This window comes from Arcicella rosea, from assembly GCF_040543805.1.
Taxonomy (GTDB): Bacteria; Bacteroidota; Bacteroidia; order Cytophagales; family Spirosomataceae; genus Arcicella; species Arcicella rosea.
Genome location: NZ_JBEUMS010000019.1, coordinates 1 through 22,587, shown reverse-complemented (window position 1 = coordinate 22,587; position 22,587 = coordinate 1). Strand labels below are relative to the sequence as shown.

Genomic DNA, 22,587 nt, shown 5'->3' with positions numbered 1-22,587 from the left:
TGCGTTAATATTAGCTGTTGAAAATTTGAGACATATATACATCTTCTAGGTTGGCTTCAATAAGTTTGAAGGTTGAGCCTGGGTGTGTATCACTGATTACATGAACAATTTGATTTCCTAAATACAGGCGCTCACTGATGACCTGATATTCCTTTTTGTATTGTTCCAATTCGTTTTTGAGTATCGTCTTTTCATACACTCTTCCTTGAAGAGTTTCGATGATTTGGGAGGGATTTCCCTGAATAACCACCTTCCCTTTGTTAATGATGGCCATCCTTGGACATAATTCTTTCACATCATCAACGATATGCGTTGAGAGAATTACGATGGTATGCTCACCTACTTCACTTAATAAATTATAGAATCTGTTGCGTTCTACTGGGTCTAAACCTGCTGTTGGCTCATCAACTATCAGCAACTTAGGGTTGTTCAACAATGCCTGAGCAATGCCAAAGCGTTGTTTCATTCCTCCAGAAAACTCCCCCAGTTTCTGCCTCCGAACCTCATATAGGTTTACTTTGTTAAGAAGGGCGTGTATCATTTCTTTACGCTCTTTTCGGTTTATAATCCCTTTTAGCACCGCTAGATGATTCAATAGCATTTCAGCAGATAGTGCTGGATATACACCAAATTGTTGAGGTAGGTAACCCAGTACTTTTTTCAATTCATTCTTGTTTTCTAAAATATTGAGATTCCCCAATTGAATACTTCCAGAATCGGCTTCCTGTAAGGTCGCTATTGTACGCATGAGGGTTGATTTACCAGCTCCATTTGGTCCCAGCAGTCCAAACATCCCCACGGGTATTTGTAATGATACGTTTTGGAGTGCTTTAACTCCATTGTTGTATGTTTTAGAAAGGTCAGTAATTATTAGATTATCCATGATTAATTTAATTTTGACCCAATATTAAAATGAATAGAATGGCTATAAAAAGAACTGGGACAGGCGTACTTCAGATAGGTATGAATTGCTGGTGCTGTGTGGCAAAAGCACTTGATAACAGTAAACAGTACGTTTATCACGCCTACTGATAAATCTGTAACAACCAATCGACGGGGCTTAATTTTTTGTGTAGTTTTGTGGAATGACTTTACGGCAAAAACTATTCGATAAGCAATTTCTTAAAAGGCTGGTGCCTTACTTTTTCATCGTGACCACTATGTTACTGGTGATTTTTAACGATTTTTTTGGAAAAGAAGAAGACTATCACATTTTCATTTTACTATTTTTCATTTCGATGATGGTTTGGATGATACGCTGGCTAATCAATCAGATTAAAGTCATACTTCGACTCAAAAAAGATAAAACACAAGCTGAGTTAATGCACTTGAAGAGTCAGGTTAATCCGCACTTTTTTTTCAATACCTTGAATAATTTGTATGGATTAGTAGAAAAAGACACCGCTAAAGCACAGCAGTTAATTCTCAAATTATCCGACATGATGCGGTATAGTATTTATGAAGGACAAAATGATTGGGTTACCTTAGCGGATGAAATTACTTATCTTGAAAACTACATGGATTTGCATAAAATGCGATACCACAAAGAAATTACCGTTCGCTTTGATGTAGATGTAGAAGATAGGCGTGTTAAAATTATGCCATTACTCTTGATTATTATGGTTGAAAATGCTTTCAAGCATGGTGTAGAAAAACTCAGAAAAGATGCGTTTGTATATATTCACTTAAAAGCTACATCACAAAATATTGATTTTGAAATTGAAAACAATTTTGACATTGAGGAACAAGTTGGGACTCAAGGCATTGGTCTGAATAATTTGAAAAAGCGACTAGAATTGGTTTATTTGAACAAACATGAATTAGAAATAACTTCTAAGCGTGCAGATATTTATACAATTAGATTAAGACTTACTTTATGAGTACTAAATATATTATAGTGGATGACGAATCGGTGGCACACGACATCATCAAAAAGTATTGCTCGCTATTGCCCAATATGCAATTGATGCAGCACTGCTACGATGCCATCGAAGCCATTGAATACCTCAGTCATAACGAGGTAGATTTGATTTTTCTGGACTTGAATATGCCTAAACTGAAGGGCTTCGAATTTCTAAAAACACTGTCTCATTCACCAAAAGTAATTGTTACTACTGCTTATAAAGAACACGCCTTAGAGGGTTACGAATTAAACATTGTTGATTATTTACTTAAACCTTTTTCATTCGAACGTTTTTTGAAAGCGGTCAATAAGGTACGTACAGATACTCCCAAAGTACCATCTAACACGCAAAGTACAGTGAGCGATGAAAAGCAAGCAAGGTTTTTCCTACGTTCAGATAATAAATACATTCAAATTGTAATGGATGATATTTTGTTTATTGAGTCATCGGGCAACTATATTAAAATTGTACTAAAAGAAGAAATCATTACTACCCGTGGAAAATTAGCTTCTATGATTGAACTCATGCCTATTGACAGTTTTGTTCAGGTACATCGGTCGTTTATGGTAGCACAGAAGCACATCAAACGCATAGAGGGAAATCAGATATTTCTTGATAACTACACGGTGCCTATTGGGAAATTATTTAAGGTACAGTTAGAGCGGCTTTTAAAATAAGAGAAACAAAATTTCCAATGTATTTTATTGCTTGAATTTGGATGAAAATTATTGAGAGTTCTCAATGAACTATACAAAACGACTTTCCTCAGATTAACTACAATTTTGACCCAATTACAGACGAAATGACTATTGACTGCTAATAAATTAGTTGAAAAATTCTCTATTAGCAAACGAATCCAGCACGGTAACTTTCGACTACTTTTCGGAGGTAAAGTATCAAGTTACGATTTTTTTATTTCTTTTCAACTCATTGATATTCATATACTTAACATTTAAGTGTCAAGTTAAATCAGTAGCATATGAAACGGAATAATTTGGATTTCGTGGTATAAAAAATCAGCAAAGATTGAAACCGACTTAGACGGAAATATAGTTCGGGGCATAGCACTTAACAATGGATTGGTGGACATAGAAGTTTGTGCCATTGACGAAAAATGGTCAGGATTAAAACTTGTGATACCACTTAAAAACAGACAAAAATGAAACATATCCAACTTATCTTAAAAAAGAAAAGAATCTTTTTTAAGATATTTAGTAGCACTCAATTCTAAATAAAAAGATTGAATAGAAACATTATTATAGTATTTCCATGATTTTATTAATCTAATTAACGATTTAAGTTCTCAACCAAATTTTTTGTTTTGATTTTCGACATACACATTATGTGCTTTTGGACTCGAAGTGTACCAATTGCCTTTTCCATCAGGAATTCTAAAAGACTCAAATTGACTAAGTGGTGTATTGCTTAGTCCATAAAAATAACAAGGTATTATTTCCATCGTTTCAGAAGCGTATTGTCCAAATGGAACTTTAATTACTGGCGTTCCAACTTCAATTTTATTTGTATTAGGAAATTTACTTTGTAATATTTATTTGGTTTCACGTAACGCCATAGATGAATTATAATGTAACATTTTGGAGGGTAAGACTGCAAAATAATCTGTATAAGAATGATGTCTTATTCCTGTTCCGTTGCCATAAGAACCTATATTAAAAAAAAACAATTGAGCTTATTTTTTAGGCAACGATGTGCCGTTTTTTATGCTTGATTACTTTATTGTGTTCTGTGGCTGTTGGGTTAATCTTTTAAGAAAATAAATCAAATCCTTCTTCTACTATTTTTGCCATTATTTTATTCAAAATTATTTTTAGTAGTTCTTATTTTTCAAATGTTTGGTGTTGTAGGAGTATTACGAATTTATCTTCAAATTCGTAATGAAATTTAACATTCAATAATTATTGTGTCGCCAGCCACCAATACCAAAAAGCCTCTGGGTACTGCTTTTTCAGCTTATTTAGTTTAGTATTGTGTGGTTGTACTATTAATAAATCTTTAACGGTTTTTGCTCCTTTAAAAAGGCGTACTTCGGTTTCGTCATTAGCTACTAAACGGGTAAGGTAGGCAATTTTACCTGTCATTACTACTACCTTTTCATAGCTAAAATTTTCTGAAAACATAAATCGGCTTACCTTTTTGATGCCAGAAAGGAGTTCTTCAAAATTCCCTATTCCATCTGTTCCTCGCAGAGCCAAACATAAACACGTTTGGTAAGTATCACGCAATACATCATCGTATGTAATCTCTAATTCACGATATTGTGATTCTATTTGAGCTAAACGCTTGAATGTTTTTCTAACGATGGAAAGGTCATTGATTGATTCTAATAAATTGGCAACATCATACAATTGTTTAACAATCTCCATACTTTTTGAAAACTTCCCTTTATAGTATGGAATACCTGTTGTATTGGGTGCGAAAGCTGTCATTTTATCCCCAAGTATATCTTCAAATGAAGGAGTTTTAACTGTTTGGCTCTCACCGTTTTGAAACAAAAATGGTGAATTGATGGGGGTTTTAACTACTTTTTGATATGGATTTTCTTCATACAAGATGTCCAATAATATATAGTCTTCTGACTGATTTGTTAGGTGTGTGGGAATATAAAAAAACTTAAAATGCTCTTTTGTAATATTTATTTCAGAATTTCTTTCTTGTCCTTCAACTCTACTAAATCCTTGATTTTCTGACACTTGTTTCAAAATATCTAATAAATCATCCGATACTTTGGGGATAATAATGTCAATATCAATCGAAAGTCTTTTGGGATTATTTTGCTGCATCAACATTAAAGCCGTTCCACCTTTGAAAATAAAATTCAGTTTACTTTCGACTAAACCTTCTAATAAAGTTAATGCCCTCACCGTTTTTTCAACCAAAATTTTATCCGCACCGTTATTTAACTGAGAAAATTTATTGAGCCATTCAAGGGAGTGACTTACTTTTTTATCAATCATAATTTTTAAAAATCTTCTAATTGTAAACTCATTTCAATCATACTTTCAACATTATTACCTTTCCGTCGTCGCCTGGCGTATCGTAACATTTTATCCTTATTAATTGGATATTTACGGAATGCTTCTTTGATAATATAAGCAAGTTCTGCTCCTTGAAATGACTCATAAAGTTTAACATCAACTATTAAATCCACTAAAAGCTTTTCAATTGTTATCGTTCTGATACCATCAATAACTTGCGTTGGAGCTTCTGAGGTTAAAGGAACGATAACGATAGCATCATTCTGGTAAACGATATATCTATCCAATAATTCATCCGATGGATTTAGATAGACATTTGGGTAATGGTCACGTAATAAATCAAAGACTGCTTCTAATCCGTCTCGTTCTATTTCAACTATTTGGGCAAATCGCCCCGCTTGATGTAAGGTAAATTCATTGATAATGGAGGTTCTCCAAACACAACATTCAAGTAATGGTTTTTCTTCTTGAATTAATCCGTAAACTCTTTTGATTTCGTTTTCTAAGGGTGGGGAATAAATTTGCCGTTTCAATCCAAGTGAATATCTTCCTCTACCTGTTCTTTCGAGCAAACCATTTTTAACTAAACTGTTCAAGGTATATTCAACATTATAGTTACCAATCGTTCTGAGATAGTCTTCTATACTTTCTCTATCCAATTCATGATTTTTCACAAAAATTGGACGTAAATCAGTCGTATGTATATTCTGAATCTTCATTTTCTTACGAAATATTAATTTTCAATCACAAAGATACAAAATTAATATTTCGGCAGCAAATGTATTTATGTGCCGATAAATAGGAAATAATTATGATGATAGTTGTTATATATATTTCTGTGTTTTCTCTTTTTTCAGACATTTGATTTAGCAATCCTTTCAATCGTTTAATTTTTATTTATTTTCAATTCATTGATATTCAAGAACTTAACGTTTAAGTGTCAAGTTAAATCAGTAGCATATGTCAAATTGTATAATAAATATTATGTTAAGTAAAGAGTTGATAAAGTTCCGCCTCCTTAAATGTGGTTTGAATCCATCAAATTTTTTTTCTGGTAAAATCTGCCAGACTGTGGTAGAAAGATATTCTTAATCAAGTTAAAACTAATTGGTATGCTATACATTAGAGCAATTATAGCTTTTAAAGGTTTGTTACATTGAGGCAACAAACCTTTAAATCTGTTAATTTCAGAAAGATAGTTTTCGTTCCAGAAGAATTTCCAATATCTCATATTCAATTTCGTAGACTTCTCCTTCAAAATGATAGGTATCAGTTTCTTCGTCAAACGAAAATAATTCCAATTCTTCATCGCTTAAACATACATCGTCCAGTATTTCATTTTGGTAACTTGCTCTACCGTATATATTGTTGCCCATTTCCTCATAGTCATGAGTAAAGTTCAAAAGATACCGTTCTGCTATCGTTCTTAATATTTCGGAATTGGGTGCCCATCTTGTCTCATACTGAAATATGCCTTCGTCTCCCTCGTTCCAATAGATATTGAAAAAATAACCTCCGTTAGTATTGTCTGTAAAGTCGGGTAGTTGCCCTTTTTCGGTTTTCTCTTCGTTTTCCTTCATTGCTTCGAAAAGCTGTTGTATCTGTTTGATTGCTTCGGTACTTCCCTCGAAGACAACCATATTACTGCACCAATTTGCCATATTTTATATTATTGAATTTGATGTGATTTATTTAGATTTATTCGGCAATGAGAGGTGGTGCTGTTTCGTTTCTCTTTATTGCCATTTTCAATACTGTATATTTTCATGTCTGACATTTTTTTTATTCGTGTAAAGAGCCGGAGTATGCTTTGTTTCGTTTCATGAGCATAAAAGGTTAGTGTTTAGCAGGAACAAGGTTTTACCAAATAAATACGACCCGCATGGGTGGAGATTTTTTGGGCAAACACAAGGCTTGACCTTGTTTCTGGGTTAAGAACACGTTCATACCTTTGCTCTTGAAATGGGACAAAACAGCATCTGGCTCTTGAATAAAAGCCTATGTGGAAGCCAATGGAAAAAGCGTTTAGGAAAGGGGGAACTTGTGATGACAGAACCTGCATTTTCATGTAGCAGGATTTCTAAATAGGTGATTCTGATGACTTAATTCAATATGGCTTAGTAGCTACGTAAACGACACAAAAAATGCTGATGGAAAGAGGAAATATTTTCAAGTGCGGTTTGTTAGGAGCTTCATCGGCTTCTGTACGATCGTGACACTCTTTAACATTTTGAGTCGTAGGAAGCAACCTAGGGTCAGTTTGAGATTGACAATAATTCCATTAATTTCATATTGCAAAAGGAGATAGTTAAAATATTAGGTCTATCTTAGCGACCATTTTTCAAACAGACATGAAGAGCATGAAAGAAGTATTGGAAGAGAGATTAAACCCAAAAGATTTATTAAAAAATGATAAGTACAAATCAACGAGCAGAATTACAAGCTAAAATATGGAAAATAGCCAACGAGGTACGTGGCTCAGTGGATGGGTGGGATTTTAAACAGTTTGTATTAGGAACGCTATTCTATCGATTTATCAGTGAAAATTTTACTAATTATATTGAAGGCGGTGATGACAGTATCAAATATGCCGACTTATCTGATGAAATTATAATGCCCGATATAAAAGATGATGCCATCAAAACAAAAGGGTATTTTATTTATCCCAGTCAACTTTTTGTAAATATCGCTAAAACTGCCAATACCAATACTAATCTTAATACCGACTTAAAAGATATTTTTGATGCCATCGAAAGTTCAGCAAACGGTTATCCTTCTGAAGAAGATATAAAAGGATTATTTGCTGATTTTGATACGACAAGTACACGGCTTGGCAATACCGTTGAACATAAAAACAGCCGTTTGGCAGCGGTTATCAAAGGAGTTGCTGAACTGAATTTTGGAAATTTTGAAGATAGCCAAATAGACCTTTTTGGCGATGCTTATGAATTTCTAATTTCTAATTATGCCGCTAATGCAGGGAAATCGGGGGGTGAGTTTTTTACGCCACAAAGTGTATCAAAGCTGATTGCACAATTAGCCATGCACAAGCAGACCACCGTCAATAAAATATACGATCCTGCGGCGGGTTCGGGCTCTTTATTGTTGCAAGCCAAAAAACACTTTGATAACCATCTTATTGAAGAAGGCTTCTTTGGGCAGGAAATAAACCATACGACCTATAACTTGGCTCGTATGAATATGTTTTTGCACAATGTCAACTACGACAAGTTTAATATTGCCCTCGGTAATACGCTCACAGACCCACACTTTGGTGATGATAAACCTTTTGATGCCATTGTTTCTAATCCGCCTTACTCTATACCATGGATTGGTGACGGTGACCCTACGTTGATTAATGACGACCGTTTTGCTCCTGCTGGGGTGCTTGCTCCTAAATCTAAAGCCGATTTTGCTTTTGTATTGCATGCACTTAGTTATCTTTCTGGTAAAGGTAGGGCGGCTTTGGTTTGTTTTCCGGGTATCTTTTACCGTGGTGGGGCTGAACAGAAGATTAGAAAATATTTGGTTGACAATAACTTTGTGGAGACTGTTATCTCTTTAGCTCCCAACCTTTTCTTTGGTACTTCTATCGCTGTTACTATTCTGGTACTTTCAAAGCGTAAGCCTGATACCAAAACGCAGTTTATTGATGTAAGTGGGGAAGATTTCTTCAAGAAAGCTACCAACAACAATGTGCTTAATGATGACCACATTGAAAAGATTATGGAAATGTTTGATAGCAAAGAAGATGTTGAACATGTAGCAAAATCTATCGACAATGCCATTATTGCAGCAAACGATTATAACCTTTCGGTAAGCTCTTATATAGAAACAAAAGATACCCGTGAGAAAGTAGATATTGTACAACTAAACGCAGAGATTGCCACAACCGTAGAGAAAATAAATGCACTACGTAGCAGTATTGATGCCATTATAAACGAGATTGAAGGTTAAACGATGAGCCAAGAAATAAGCCTAAAAAAAGAAGAATACGAAAGTATTTTGAAACAAGCGGTTGAGCAAATTCGTACAACCAGAATAATTGTTGCCAAACAATTAAACAGTGCCACACAATCAATTTATTGGAATCTTGGTAAGTTGATTGCTGAAAAACAATTAGCCGAAGGTTACGGTAGTGCGGTGGTCAATCAACTTTCGGTTGACCTCAAAAAAGAATTTCCCGATATGGGCTTATCGCCCCGCAATTTGTGGGATATGAAACGGTTTTATGAGCGTTACTATTTGGCAGACTTAAAACTGCGACAGGCTGTCGCAGTTTTGCCATGGGGGCATAATTTGTTGCTAATCAATAAGGTTCAGTCGCTCGAAGCTGTACTTTTTTATGCCAACGAAGCAATAGCTAAAGGCTGGAGCAGAGATTGGTTGCTCAATGCCATCAAAATGGATAGTTTCAGCCATCATCAAACACAAATTAAATCACACAATTTTAACGAAACACTTGCTGCCATTGATGCAGATTATGCCAATGAAGTGTTTAAAGACCGTTACAATCTTGGCTTTTTGGGCATTACCGAGAAAGTAAAAGAAACCGAATTAGAAAAACGATTGGTAGAAAAAATCAAAAACTTTGTCTTGGAATTAGGCAAAGGCTTTACGTTTATCGGTAACCAACACCGCTTAGAATACAATAACAAAGAGTATTTTGTAGATATGCTTTTTTTTCATCGTGGTTTGCGAAGTTTGGTGGCTGTTGAATTAAAAATAGGAAGTTTTAAAGCCGAATATGTAGGCAAAATGAATTTATACCTGTCGTTGCTTGATAAATTGGAGAAGGGCGAAACCGAAAATAATTCTATCGGAATTATTCTTTGTGCTGATAAAGACCATTTAGATGTAGAAATTGCCCTTCAAGACATCAATAAACCTATTGGCGTGGCAGAATATCAGCTTTTATTACCAAAAGACCAATTACAAGACTTGTTGGTAAATGAAATAAAAGCCTATAACAACTAATTATTACGATAATAAAAGCATGAGCTATTTAGATAAATTATTAGAAGGTGTTGAGGTGGAGTGGAAAACTTTGGGGGAGGTAACAAATGTACTTCGTGGACGAAGATTGACTAGAGAGCAACTATCAAGTGATAAGAAGTTTCCTGTTTTTCATGGAGGTTTGGAGCCTTTGGGTTATTACGAACAAAAAAATAGACCCGCAAATTCCGTAATGATAATAAATGTTGGAGCTTCAGCAGGTACTGTGGGATATAGTGATGTTGACTTTTGGTCTTCTGATGGTTGTTATAGTATTGAACATTCAGAAAAGTTAAACAATAAATTTCTTTATTACTTTCTAATCGGGGAGCAACATTTCTTACAATCCAGAGTTAGAAAGGCTGGTATTCCTACATTAGATGCACCAGTTATTGAAAAAATTCCTATTCCCATTCCATGCCCAGAAAACCAAAAAAAATCTCTCGAAATTCAACAAAAAATTGTTCGTATTCTTGATACTTTTTCCGAGCTTACAGCAGAGCTTACAGCAGAGCTTACAGCAGAGCTTACAGCTCGTAAAAAGCAGTATGAGTATTATCGAGAGCAATTGTTAAGCTTTGAAGAGGGAGAAGTACAACATTTACCTATGGGCAATGAAAATATTGGTAAATTTATTCGAGGTGGTGGATTACAGAAAAAAGACTTTACTGAAACAGGGGTTGGTTGTATTCACTATGGTCAAATCTACACGTACTACGGAACATATACGAATAAAACAAAAACATTTGTATCTGAAGAATTTGCTAAAAAAGCTCGTATGGCAAAGTATGGCGATTTGATTATTGCAACTACAAGTGAAAATGATGAAGATGTGTGTAAAGCAGTAGCGTGGCTAGGAGATGAAGATATAGCAGTAAGCAGTGATGCGTGTTTTTATACTCACAGTTTAAATCCCAAGTACGTTGCGTATTTTTTTCAAACAGAACAATTTCAAAAACAAAAAAGGTCTTTTATAACAGGTACAAAAGTAAGACGTGTAAATGCTGATGATTTAGCGAAAATTAAAATACCAGTTCCTTCACCAGATGAACAAGCTCGTATTGTTTCCATTCTCGACAAATTCGATACCCTCACTACTTCAATGAGTGAAGGATTGCCAAAGGAGATAGCATTACGGAAGCAGCAATATGAGTATTATCGGGATTTATTATTAACTTTTCCAAAAGAGTAATTTAAAAGTATAATATGGGTCAGTCATTAACCGAAATAGCACAGGAATTAAAGGGTTTTAACAAAAAAGTGCAGTTAATCTATGCCTTTAATGGCATAGGTAAAACTCGTTTATCACGTGAATTTAAAGAGTTGATAGCTCCCAAAGAAATTGATGCAGAGGAGCAAGAAGAATCAGCTATTAAAATAATGTATTACAATGCGTTTACAGAAGACTTATTCTACTGGGACAATGATTTGGATGCTGACCTAAATAGAAAACTTACCATACGTCCCAATGGTTTTACTAATTTGGCTCTCGGTTTTCTTAAAGACCAAGGTCTTGATGGTAACATAGCCTCTAACTTTCAACATTATACTAATCAATTCTTAACACCAAGATTCAGCTCAGATTTTTCTGAGGTGACATTTTCAATAGAACGAGGTGATGACCAAAGTGTTAATAATATAAAAATATCCAAAGGAGAAGAAAGTAATTTTATTTGGTGCGTATTTTACAGCCTACTTGAACAAATTGTTGAGATTTTAAACGTTCCAGAACCAGACGAACGAGCCACCAATCAGTTTGACAATTTAAAATATGTGTTTATTGATGACCCCGTGAGTTCACTAGATGATACACATCTAATTGAATTGGCTGTAAATATTGCGGAGTTAATTAAGTCAAGCACTTCGGAATTAAAATTCATTATTACAACACACAATCCTTTATTTTATAATGTGCTATTCAATGAATTTAACAATGCTGATTCTCGTTTTGGTTACAAACCCAAACACTGTGAAAAGAAACGATTAGAAAAATTGAGTGATGGTACTTTTTCACTTGATGTCCAGCCCAAAGACTCACCTTTTTCTTATCATCTTTTTCTTTTATCTGAACTTGAAAAGGCAATAGCTTCTGGGAATATTCAAAAGTATCACTATAATTTTCTTCGTAACATTTTAGAAAAAACGTCCACCTTTCTTGGATACAATAAATGGGAAGACCTTTTGCCACAAGAGTCACGTGAAGCATATTATAGACGAATAATCAATCTCTCAAGTCATTCTAAACATAATGGAGAAGAAATTTCAATTATTGATGATAATGACAAGAGAGTGTTAAGTTTCTTAGTGAGTGAAGTAAAAAGCGTTTACCACTTTAATACAATTGTTAATAATAGCGAAACAGAATAAAATGTCACAGTATAATACCATCGCAGAATCAAATAACTTCATAGTCCTTGATAGATATACTAAACTTTCAGAAGTTTTTGAATTATCTGTTAGCTATCAAACAGAAGCAGCTTTAGAGAAAGAGCTAATCCAAGATTTACAGAATCAAGGTTATGAATATCGCTCCGACCTTAGCACGATGGAAGCCATGTTTGCCAATGTAAGAGTTCAATTACAGGCACTCAACAACATGAGTTTTTTGGATAGTGAATGGAAACGATTTATAGAGGAATATTTAGACAAGCCAAGTGATAACCTTGTTGAAAAAACAAGGAAGATACATGATAATTATATTTACGATTTTGTATTTGATGATGGACATATCCAAAATATCTACTTAGTTGATAAAAAGAATATTGCCCGTAATAAAGTACAGGTAATATCACAATTTGAACAAAAAGGCACACAAGCCAACCGTTATGATGTAACCATATTAGTCAATGGTTTGCCTTTAGTGCAAGTAGAACTAAAAAAGCGTGGAGTGGCTATCCGAGAAGCTTTTAATCAAGTACACCGTTATACTAAAGAGAGTTTTAATAGTAAAAACTCTCTCTTTAAATATGTACAGATTTTTGTTATCTCAAATGGTACAGACAGCCGTTATTTTGCCAACACTGTAGAGCGAAATAAAAACAGCTTTGACTTTACGATGAACTGGGCAAGGGCTGACAATACCTTGATAAAAGACCTAAAAGACTTTACGGCAACGTTTTTTCAGAAACAAACACTTTTAAATGTATTGCTCACCTATTCGGTTTTTGATACCAGCGATACGCTGCTAATTATGAGACCCTATCAGATTGCAGCCACAGAAAGAATATTATGGAAAATAGCTAGTTCGTATCAAGCTAAAAATTGGTCCAAAACCGAAAGTGGCGGTTTTATTTGGCATACTACAGGCTCAGGCAAAACCCTTACGAGTTTTAAAGTCGCACAGTTAGCCACGCAAATGAGTTTCATTGATAAAGTATTCTTTGTGGTAGATAGAAAGGATTTAGACTATCAAACCATGAATGAGTATAAGAAATTTTCGCCCGATAGTGTGAACGGTTCAGACAGTACAGCAGGCTTAAAGCGGAATATTGAAAAGGATGATAATAAAATCATTGTTACCACCATTCAGAAGCTGAATAACCTCATGAAAAGTGAGAGTGACTTAGGCATCTATCAAAAGCAAGTAGTATTCATCTTTGATGAGTGCCATCGTTCACAATTTGGCGAAGCACAAAAGAACTTGAACAAAAAGTTTAAAAAGTTCTATCAATTTGGTTTTACAGGAACGCCCATTTTCGCAGGAATAAACGCTCTTGGAGCAGAGAGTACCCAAAGCGTATTTGGTAGAGAGTTACATTCTTACGTAATTACGGATGCCATTAGAGATGAAAAAGTACTAAAATTCAAAGTTGATTATAACAATGTTCGTCCACTCTTTAAAGGGATAGAATCAGAACAAGATGAGCAAAAACTGAGTGCAGCAGAAAACAGAACAGCTTTACTTCATCCTGCTCGTATCAAAGAAATTTCTCAGTATATTTTACAGAATTTCAGGCTAAAAACCCATAGAAATCAAGGGAGTAACAAAGGTTTTAATGCCATGTTTGCAGTAAGTAGTGTTGATGCCGCCAAATGTTATTATGAGGAACTAAACCGTTTGCAAAAAGATGGCGATAAGCCACTAAAAATAGCAACAATCTTCTCCTTTGCAGCCAATGAAGAACAGAATGCCATAGGTACTATCGTGGATGAGACTTTTGAACCCTCGGCAATGGATAGCAGTGCCAAGGAATTTTTAACAAAAGCCATCAATGACTATAATGCCATGTTTAAAATGAATTATGGTATTGATAGTAAAGGGTTTCAAGATTATTATCGAGACCTTGCCAAACGTGTAAAGAGTAAAGAGGTTGACCTTATCATCGTTGTTGGTATGTTCCTTACAGGGTTTGATGCCCCTACACTTAATACGCTGTTTATTGATAAGAATCTGCGTTATCATGGCTTAATGCAAGCTTTTTCACGTACCAACCGTATTTATGATGCCACAAAAACCTTTGGTAATATTGTTACTTTCAGAGATTTAGAAAAAGCAACTATTGATGCCATTACGCTGTTTGGAGATAGCAGCACCAAAAACATAGTCCTTGAAAAGAGTTACAAAGAATATTTGGAAGGCTTTACAGACATTGCCACAGGAGAAGCACGCAGAGGTTATAAGGATATTGTAAAAGAATTAAATGAGAAGTTTCCAAATCCTGATGAAATAGTTACGGAGAAAGACAAAAAAGAGTTCTCAAAGCTATTTGGAGAGTACTTGCGTGTAGAAAACATCTTACAGAATTATGATGAGTTTACGCATGTCAAAGCACTCCAAACAATCGATATACATGATGACAAAGCAGTAGAAGCATTCAAAGAAGCTCATTTTGTAACGGATGATGATATAGCTGGTATGCAAGCAATTGAATTGCTAAAAGAAAGAACTGTTCAAGATTATCGTTCCACTTATAATGATATTCGTGACTGGCTAAGACAGCAAAAAAGCGGTGCAGCAACCGAAGAATCAAAAATTGATTGGGATGATGTAGTTTTTGAAATAGACCTGCTTAAATCACAAGAAATCAACTTAGACTATATTCTTGAATTAATTTTTGAAAACAATAAAAAAAATAAAGATAAAGTTGAGTTAGTAGAAGAAATTCGTAGGGTTATCCGTGCCAGCATAGCCAATAGAGCTAAAGAAAGTTTGGTTGTTGATTTTATTAATGAAACAGAGCTTGATGCTATTCAAGATAAGGCAAACATTATAGATGCATTCTTCTCATACGCCCAAGATAAACAGAAAATGGAAGCTTCTGAACTAATTACAGAAGAGAATTTGAATGTAGAAGCAGCAAAAAGATATATTACAACATCCTTAAAGCGTGAATATGCTTCGGAAAACGGAACAGAACTGAATGCTATTTTACCTAAGATGAGTCCATTAAACCCACAGTATTTGACCAAAAAACAGCGTATCTTTCAAAAGATTACCGCATTTATCGAGAAGTTTAAGGGTGTTGGTGGACAGCTTTAACGACAGAAAGCTATTTGTAAAAATAGTACTAACTGGTCAACATTTTCCTATACCAGCTCGTTGGGTGGTTATTTTTACTCCAACTAGTCTTAGGCTCTCTAAGACCTAAAACAAGGAACAGCCTCACGCTGGAAAGGGCATATTGAATATACTAAAATGTTTAAAGGCAAAAGGAATATTTATCCCTGATACATTGTACTAGCGTGACCCTCTTTAACATTTTGAGGCGTAGGAAACAACCTACTTATTTGTTGGTTTAAGTGAGAAACACTTAGACTAGCGAAGGCAGTTTATTTTTTCAAGGACCCACTTTTTATATTCAATCATGGTTTCTGCATTATCTAAAACTTCAACATCAGGAGTTATTCTTCCAATATATTTTTTCTTTGTTCTATCTTCACAATAGGCAGTCGCTAAAAAAAGCATTGCTCCGTTTGATAATTTATAGTTTTGGTTTGCTGTAGTATAACCACTTGTTCTTTTACCAAATGATTTAGAATTTTTTCTGCCTAATAATGATATTGCTGTCATTTCGCCACTACTTGCAGTTAATGTATCAATTAATATTGCTATCTTATTATTTAAGTTTTTGCATTTATAAGTATTTTTAGAATTGCTTTTCCATTTTATTGCTTTGCCTTTAGTTACAAAATATCCAACAGTGCCATCTTCAATAATTGGGTTTAGCCCTGCTAACATTGGCCACATATTTCCACCTCTATTTTCTCTTAAATCTACAACCCAGCCTTTTATGAGATATTTTTTATCTAATAATTCAATTTGTTTTCTTAATGTATCGGTATAAATAAAATTTTCTTTCTGATTCATTGATAGATGTGTAGGTAAAAAAAGGTAACCAATTGAATTGTCAATAATTTTTGAGGATGGGTATATTAAAGCCGTATCGTTTGATACCAATTTTGTTGATTTAGACTTATCATAATAAAATGAATGAAAGTCCCCATACTGTCGTAACTTATTTAAAATTGAAGAAAAAATAATTTCATTTGAATCTATGTCATTCAATTGTGCAATTTTCGTTGAAATGTCCTCATTGAATTCTTTCCAATTTATGGAGTCTGTTACTATTGAGTATTTGTTAATGTATGTCAGTATCTCATTTGATACTTTTTTTAATTCCTCTTTATCTTTAATTTGACTAAAAGAATTAAGAGCAAACATTATTACAAAAAATATTGTCAATAGATATTTCATACGATAGATTATTTTTAAAACATTTAAAATTCTTGGAGTGTCAGAAATTGCCACCAATGATGGTATTGAACTGATAAACCTCTGGTAACATTTGGCTTTTCAAAGTTCTATCTTTGTATAAATTACAAACTATTTTTAGGATGACAAAATAGAAACATCTGAAGCCCTTAAAAACAAAAAAAGCAGGCAAAACCTGCTCTTCTAAAATCTCCAAATTAAACGACAACTCCATAAAAGAAACCTCCGAAGCCGACCGCTAGACTAGCCGTCCGCCATGCCTTCATCATTGTTTGGCTTTCAGTTACCACAAACGCTTAGTTATTGGTGGCAGTTATTTTTTCATTAAGCTACTATTCATTACGATTTCTCTAATTTTAATTTCAAATTCATAAAATAAGTCTATGTTCTCATTAGATTGATTTTCTAATACAACTACATCCACGTCTGTTTTTGGAAAGTATACTTTAAATGATACAAAACCTGAACCGCCACCTGTGTGTCCTACATATTTGATTGGAGTTTTGTCACTTATTCTTATGCCATAACCGTAACCTATTTTTTCTTTTCCAAAAGCGTTATGTTGTGCAGTAATACTATAAGTTGTCATTAGTTTATAGGTTTCTGGTTTTAGGATTTTTCCTTTGTGTAATAATTTGTCCCAAGTATTTAAGTCAATTACATTTGAGATAATTCCAGCCGCAGAAACCATATCATTATTTTCAATTGGCTTTTCTACTATTGCAAAATTATTGTTTGTGTTTCGATAACCTTGAACTCGATTTTGTTCTTTCCCTTGCTCGAAACAAAATGTGTTTTTCATTTTCAATGCTTTAAACAAATCATTTGCTACATCAATATATCTTCTGCCAGTAACTTTTTCTATTATCTTTCCAAGCATTATATAAGTCGTGTTGCCATATTTAAAGTCTGAACTTGGTTTAAAAATCAAGGGTTTGTCAATATCAGTTATTCCAGCAGAGAAGTTCAATAAATGGTGAACTGTAACAGTGTCTGCCCAAGTTTGGAGCAAGTTGGGTAAATATTTTCTAACTGGACTTTGTAAATCAATTTTCCCTTTTTCAACTTCTTTTAAAGTCAAAACAGCTGTAATTTGTTTACTGTTTGACATAATAATAAAATTGTCTTTGGTTTTTAAAGGAGTTTTGTTTTCCAAATTTGAATATCCAAATGCTTTTTTATATTTTGTTTTACCTTTTTGAGTAATCAAAATTACTCCGTTGAAACTTCTCGGATTTGTCATTTTGATTAAACTATCTATTTTGGAAGAATAGTCGTCTTTTTCTTGTCCATAACTACTACAACTTATTAAAAGGGTTGCTAAAAAAATGATTAAAAGTCTGAATGTTTGTGTCATTAAAAATGTCTTTATTTTTTGTTGTCTTGTTTTAATCGAGCGGTTTGTCATAATTGACACCAACTCGTAAATAATACGCATGTTTGCAGTTTTTTTCCTTAAAACGAAGTAATTATCCTTTAATCTTGACTATAACATAGCACTATTCCCGTTCTAAACCCATTCCATTTTTTAATCCTGAAGTATCAATCCCAAACTAGCCTTAGTAAATCCTAAGACCAAAAACAAGGAAGAGCCTCACGCACGAAAGGGCTTATTGAAAATATTAAAATGTTTTAAGGTAAAAGGAATATTTATCCCTGATACATTGTACAAGCGGGACGATTTTTAACATTTTGAGTCATAGGAAACAACCTACGACTAGTTTGAGATTTTATTTCACTATTTTTTCTTCAAATGTTATTGTTGTTTCATTTATGAAGTAACCGTCTTTTGCAATGGCTTCTAATATTGCATTTGTAGGTGCTGTCCCTATTCTTGGTGGCTCGCCTAAATTCATATCTATTGTTTCCCAATATATCCAACTACCGCCTTGACAAGCATTGGCGGGTAAGTTTGCTCCTGTTTTGTCTGCTGTCAAACCTGTTCTTAATTTATGCTTTGAGCAATTAAAAATGTGTAATGTCATATTTTAAAAAATTAAATGTTTATACGTCTGTGAATTTAAAACATGTAACAGGAATTTTCCTAACGTAGCCGTCTTCTGTTTCAATAAGTGCAATAGTTCTTTCTTTCCAACCGCCATTTCCACCTGTTAAAAAAGGGTCTTCTGCAAATTGGTGAAAAAAACCTACGAATGAATCTACTTCTTGTAAGTCGTAATTCTTATGTTTAAATACTTGTACCGGTCGTAAGTAGTCTGTTGCGTTTTTGTTCAAAATATAAGTGTGTTGTAGTGATTCAAGTATTTGATTATTTGGCCACGTCCAGCCTTGCAATTGTTTTTTAAGTTCTTTAAATGCTTTGTTTGGAATTCTAATCCCGTGATAACCATCATGAGCTGTCCCACTTTTATTCATTGATAAAATTTCATTTCCATTGTTTCGTAAATGAATGTGATATTCCCCTGTCGGATTATGTGGTTTATGAATATCATATGTGTAAGTTCCAGCTAATTTTCGTCCACTGTTGTTGGCTTCATTTAGTTGTTGAACTTCCGTTTCGGAATGTTTAAATATTTTGAAAGTTATATCGTCTATTTTAATCGTTGATTCTGTCATTTTGATGTCGCTTTAAAATTACTGCCAACGTTGAAGCATTGGCGATGTGGCGGTATTCTGTGTTCCGTCTGCCCGGCGCCGCTACTGATTAAAGATACAAAAGCTCATTGTTTATTCTGATGCTTCGTGTTATTCGTCGGCTGGAACCGAAGCTGATTAGCGAACCAAAAGCTGAGGGTATATTCGTCGCTCCGCCATATTGCCAATGCAATGTTAGCGGTTCGTGCTTTTGTCTGTCCGAACTTGTGCTGTGTCATATTTTACCAACTCTAAATTGTTCTGTCTGGGCTGAAACTACTGCGTAAAGTTTATTTGATGGTAGAAGTCGGATGTATAACTCTTCATCTAAAACAAACTCCGTAATCATTACATTTTTCGTGTCTCCCTTTGCTACTCTCGGTAAGGAAAGCAGTTTGTCGTCAATGTTTTCATAAACAACTTTTCCGTCCTTGTCATAAAAGGGGATTTTGTCGTTTACAGAGTAATACCCAAAGTCAGTTTGCTTTTCCATTTGCAAAAACTCGTTTGCAGATTCTTGGTCGGGAAACCAATGCTGAAATCTATAACTCATGGGTGTATAAGTGCTTTGGAGTAATTGAGTAATATCGTAACGCTTGTAGGTTCTTGCGGTTAAATCGTTCTTGCCGACAAAGAGATTGTCGTGAAAGTAGTCCGTCTTGTCGCTTAACTTTATGCATATAGAAAAAGCATTAAATAGATTTACGAAGCAGAGTAACCCCATATCACACGAAAATAAAATCAAGTAGTGGTTGTTGTTTTCAAACTCTATTAAATGCTCAAAGGGTTGTAAAATTAACTTGTCAAATCCGCTGCCTAAAAAAGTAACTTTCTTGTCTAAGTTTTTAAAGTCAGCGTCTAAGAGTATTTGTGAAATAACCTTTGCTTGGTCGTCATTGAAATACTCTGGAACTGTATCAACAGCAAACTCGTAAGCGATTTTTAAAATGCCAGCTTTAAAGTCGTGTGTGTCTATAACTAAAGTTGAGTGTAACCAAGGGTGTTCATTCTCTCCATAAGTCTTTGTAGATATGATTTTGCTTTTGTCAAGACCATTTCTTTTAAGGATTTTGTCAACGATTTGCTCTATTTTGTCTTCGTCCCTTTTGTCAATTTTGATTGTAAAGGAATCGGTAATTGCTTCCTTCTTAAAGTCAGGTATGTTTGGAAGCAGTCTCGGAATAAACTTTCCATCATCGTCAACCTCTAAAATAACTTTTTGCTCAGGGTCATCTTTCAATGTATGCAACCCTTTAAGAGGATTAGGCACATTACCTGATTTGCCTTTTATGTTTTGTAAGTGTCTTTGAAACTCAATGAACTTGTGGTTTGTTAAAGTGTGGTCAATGTTAGTCCCGAGTTTAGAGTTACAGTGCACACAAACTTTGTCAATGTGATAATAACCCTGAATTGAGTCAGGGATTACATGTTCGTCATTAAAATTTTCTTTCTCCTTTCTACAAATGATGCAAGTTTTCATAATCGATATTTTTAGGACTGTCAGTTTGAGTTAGCACTGTCCTCATAGCATGACCACCAACGAACAGGGCTTTGCGATGTTGGGGAAATAGAATTCCGTCTGCCTAGGAATGCTGCTGATTGAAAAACTTTTGTTTAAGGTAACAACAAAAAGTAAAATAGATATTCGTCCGTCGAAACCAAAACCACATAGAATTACAAATGCCCATTGTTATTCCGTTAAGCCCCAATATTGCAAAACCCCATGTTAGCAGAAGTCTGTTTATCCTAAAGGTAATTTTGGACCGTCTCCAGGCATTTCTTTTGCTTCTTTTGCTTCCTTCGCTTCTTTTGCTTCCTTTGCTTCCTTTGCTTCTTTTGTATTTTGATGTACTTCAAAATCCTTTTTTGTATCCTCTTTCATGTGATGAGGCTCTGGAACAGGGTTATTTGTTGGAGCATTTTGGGGTTCTTGTTTTGGTTTTTCTTGGTTTTCTATTTCGGGTTGATATTCCATTTGTGCTCTAATTTCTGGTGGCAACTCTGCGTTTCCTAATTTTACAGGTTTAAATAAAATTGATAAAACTAATAGTGGATTTTCAAATCTTTCTAAGATTGTTACACCTGCATTTTTTAAAACAACATGCATACTTTCAACAAAAATATCCATAATCAAATCCGCTGCCATTTCTTCGGTCAACTCTTTGGAAACATTTGAATTTCTTTTATCGGTTGCTCTTTTAACAATGTCTTCAATATCTGCTAAACCCTTTAAACCAAATTTCCCAAATAGCATAAAAGAAATAACCTTTCCTTCTGTTTCACCATATTTCAAAATGAGCCCTTTAGTTGCTAATTCCTCAATGATTTCATTACTTAAATCCATAATTAAAAGTTTTAAATGTTTGTTAATGTAGTTGGTTTATGATTTCTGCTAACTCGCTAATATGCGAAAGTTTTGTAGTACTTTTTGTATTTTTTTGTGTTATTCCTATTTTCTGTTGCACTATTGATGTCGTACTTTTTGTATTGTTTTGTATTAACTTTTCATTTAACGCTTAAATACCACATCATAGCCTCTCTAATGATTCATCTTCTGTATCCTATGAATAAATCACTTACCTTCTTTCAACGCCTTAATAATTTCATCCTTTAGCGTTTGGAACTTTCTTTCGTAAAGCTCGATAATTTTGTCCACAGGTTCGTTAATAATTGTATTTATATTAGTGTTTACCGAATGGCTACCTTCATAAAAGTTAGCCGTACAATAAAGAATGGATTCTTCATTATACTTTTTCAATCCATCTGGAACAACACCTAAGGCGTTGGCTATTTCTGTAAGTCGTTCATCGTCTAAATTTTCACTTTGTTCTATTTTACTTACAGCCTGCTTACTAATTCCTCCTAATTTTTCTCCAAGTTGAGATTGTGTCATTCCACGCAAACTGCGTATGCGCTCAATCTTCCTTCCCAAATGATTTTTTTGATGTTCAAAAGTGCCCATATTATATTAACTATTTTTGGTTAGTTTTTGATTTTTCTATCTCTAACAAATTCAATAATCTTTCATAAAGGTCGATAATTTTGTCGCTTGGCTCACTGTAAGTAATCGTAGATGCCCCTGCATTAAAAACATTATCATGAATATCATTATAATTATTGATATTATAAATTACAGCTCTTTCATCAAACTCTTTAATAATTTCAATAGTAACGCCTAATATATCTGCTACTTGCTCAAGAATATCATCCGCAATATCCTCTTGCTTTTCAAGGCTTGACAATTGTTGTTGAGTCCAACTTAGTTCAGTGGCTAAAGTAGTTTGCTTTATACCTCTATATGCCCTAATTCTAGCGATGTTCCTTCCCAAATGTACCTTCTTTGGCTTAAGATGAAATTTTGATTCCATAATTGTTTATTTTTCCC

The 22,587-nt window shown here is 34.2% G+C and carries 20 protein-coding genes; 7 read left to right on the top strand and 13 right to left on the bottom strand.

Annotation, left to right across the window (positions count from 1 at the left end; all coding sequences use genetic code 11):
• Positions 1 to 10: 10 nt before the first annotated feature.
• Positions 11 to 883, bottom strand: coding sequence for an ABC transporter ATP-binding protein (locus ABID42_RS20875; RefSeq protein WP_367285315.1), 873 nt, complete (start codon positions 881 to 883; stop codon positions 11 to 13).
• 367 nt (positions 884 to 1,250) lie between these two features.
• On the opposite strand from ABID42_RS20875, the gene ABID42_RS20870 reads away from it, so the two are divergent.
• Entirely contained in the window at positions 1,251 to 1,880 is a 630-nt protein-coding gene (locus tag ABID42_RS20870) for a sensor histidine kinase (protein WP_367285314.1), read from the top strand.
• A complete protein-coding gene (locus ABID42_RS20865; RefSeq protein ID WP_367285313.1) occupies positions 1,877 to 2,581 on the top strand; it encodes a LytR/AlgR family response regulator transcription factor in 705 nt (234 codons plus the stop codon). Before ABID42_RS20870 ends, ABID42_RS20865 begins: the two co-directional genes overlap by 4 nt.
• Positions 2,582 to 3,207: 626 nt before the next feature.
• Here ABID42_RS20865 and ABID42_RS20860 read toward each other — a convergent pair.
• The 4 genes from ABID42_RS20860 to ABID42_RS20845 all read right to left on the bottom strand — a co-directional run bounded on the left by ABID42_RS20860 (position 3,208) and on the right by ABID42_RS20845 (position 6,561).
• Positions 3,208 to 3,363, bottom strand: coding sequence for a hypothetical protein (locus tag ABID42_RS20860; RefSeq protein WP_367285312.1), 156 nt, complete (start codon positions 3,361 to 3,363; stop codon positions 3,208 to 3,210).
• A gap of 457 nt (positions 3,364 to 3,820) precedes the next feature.
• Positions 3,821 to 4,879: a nucleotidyl transferase AbiEii/AbiGii toxin family protein gene (locus ABID42_RS20855; RefSeq protein WP_367285311.1), complete on the bottom strand. Its 1,059-nt coding sequence runs from the start codon at positions 4,877 to 4,879 to the stop codon at positions 3,821 to 3,823.
• 5 nt (positions 4,880 to 4,884) lie between these two features.
• Positions 4,885 to 5,619, bottom strand: coding sequence for a DUF6577 family protein (locus ABID42_RS20850; protein ID WP_323327534.1), 735 nt, complete (start codon positions 5,617 to 5,619; stop codon positions 4,885 to 4,887).
• 468 nt (positions 5,620 to 6,087) lie between these two features.
• Positions 6,088 to 6,561: a DUF1281 family ferredoxin-like fold protein gene (locus tag ABID42_RS20845; protein WP_309922057.1), complete on the bottom strand. Its 474-nt coding sequence runs from the start codon at positions 6,559 to 6,561 to the stop codon at positions 6,088 to 6,090.
• Positions 6,562 to 7,309: 748 nt separating this feature from the next.
• Here ABID42_RS20845 and ABID42_RS20840 point away from each other — a divergent pair.
• The 5 genes from ABID42_RS20840 to ABID42_RS20820 are packed head-to-tail and all read left to right on the top strand — an operon-like array spanning position 7,310 to position 15,374.
• Positions 7,310 to 8,857, top strand: coding sequence for a type I restriction-modification system subunit M (locus tag ABID42_RS20840; RefSeq protein ID WP_367285310.1), 1,548 nt, complete (start codon positions 7,310 to 7,312; stop codon positions 8,855 to 8,857).
• A gap of 3 nt (positions 8,858 to 8,860) precedes the next feature.
• Complete coding sequence (locus ABID42_RS20835; RefSeq protein ID WP_367285309.1) at positions 8,861 to 9,877, top strand: PDDEXK nuclease domain-containing protein; 1,017 nt, start codon at positions 8,861 to 8,863, stop codon at positions 9,875 to 9,877.
• A 19-nt stretch (positions 9,878 to 9,896) separates the two neighbouring features.
• On the top strand, positions 9,897 to 11,087 hold the full coding sequence (locus ABID42_RS20830) for a restriction endonuclease subunit S (protein ID WP_367285308.1): 1,191 nt from the start codon (positions 9,897 to 9,899) through the stop codon (positions 11,085 to 11,087).
• Positions 11,088 to 11,101: 14 nt separating this feature from the next.
• Entirely contained in the window at positions 11,102 to 12,262 is a 1,161-nt protein-coding gene (locus ABID42_RS20825; RefSeq protein WP_367285307.1) for an AAA family ATPase, read from the top strand.
• 1 nt (position 12,263) lies between these two features.
• Positions 12,264 to 15,374 (top strand): type I restriction endonuclease subunit R, encoded by a 3,111-nt coding sequence (locus ABID42_RS20820; protein WP_367285306.1) that lies wholly within the window; start codon positions 12,264 to 12,266, stop codon positions 15,372 to 15,374.
• A 276-nt stretch (positions 15,375 to 15,650) separates the two neighbouring features.
• Here ABID42_RS20820 and ABID42_RS20815 read toward each other — a convergent pair whose 3' ends face one another.
• The 8 genes from ABID42_RS20815 to ABID42_RS20780 all read right to left on the bottom strand — a co-directional run bounded on the left by ABID42_RS20815 (position 15,651) and on the right by ABID42_RS20780 (position 22,570).
• Positions 15,651 to 16,643: a S41 family peptidase gene (locus tag ABID42_RS20815; RefSeq protein ID WP_367285305.1), complete on the bottom strand. Its 993-nt coding sequence runs from the start codon at positions 16,641 to 16,643 to the stop codon at positions 15,651 to 15,653.
• A gap of 277 nt (positions 16,644 to 16,920) precedes the next feature.
• Positions 16,921 to 17,817, bottom strand: coding sequence for a serine hydrolase domain-containing protein (locus ABID42_RS20810; protein ID WP_367285304.1), 897 nt, complete (start codon positions 17,815 to 17,817; stop codon positions 16,921 to 16,923).
• A 520-nt stretch (positions 17,818 to 18,337) separates the two neighbouring features.
• A complete protein-coding gene (locus ABID42_RS20805; protein ID WP_367285303.1) occupies positions 18,338 to 18,592 on the bottom strand; it encodes a hypothetical protein in 255 nt (84 codons plus the stop codon).
• Positions 18,593 to 18,611: 19 nt separating this feature from the next.
• Positions 18,612 to 19,184, bottom strand: coding sequence for a hypothetical protein (locus tag ABID42_RS20800; RefSeq protein WP_367285302.1), 573 nt, complete (start codon positions 19,182 to 19,184; stop codon positions 18,612 to 18,614).
• Positions 19,185 to 19,437: 253 nt separating this feature from the next.
• Positions 19,438 to 20,682: an HNH endonuclease gene (locus tag ABID42_RS20795; protein WP_367285301.1), complete on the bottom strand. Its 1,245-nt coding sequence runs from the start codon at positions 20,680 to 20,682 to the stop codon at positions 19,438 to 19,440.
• Positions 20,683 to 20,943: 261 nt separating this feature from the next.
• Positions 20,944 to 21,546: a hypothetical protein gene (locus ABID42_RS20790; RefSeq protein ID WP_367285300.1), complete on the bottom strand. Its 603-nt coding sequence runs from the start codon at positions 21,544 to 21,546 to the stop codon at positions 20,944 to 20,946.
• Between the two features lie 228 nt (positions 21,547 to 21,774).
• Complete coding sequence (locus ABID42_RS20785; RefSeq protein WP_367284700.1) at positions 21,775 to 22,164, bottom strand: helix-turn-helix domain-containing protein; 390 nt, start codon at positions 22,162 to 22,164, stop codon at positions 21,775 to 21,777.
• 10 nt (positions 22,165 to 22,174) lie between these two features.
• Positions 22,175 to 22,570, bottom strand: a complete 396-nt coding sequence (locus ABID42_RS20780; protein ID WP_367285299.1) for a helix-turn-helix domain-containing protein — start codon at positions 22,568 to 22,570, stop codon at positions 22,175 to 22,177.
• Positions 22,571 to 22,587 lie beyond the last annotated feature (17 nt).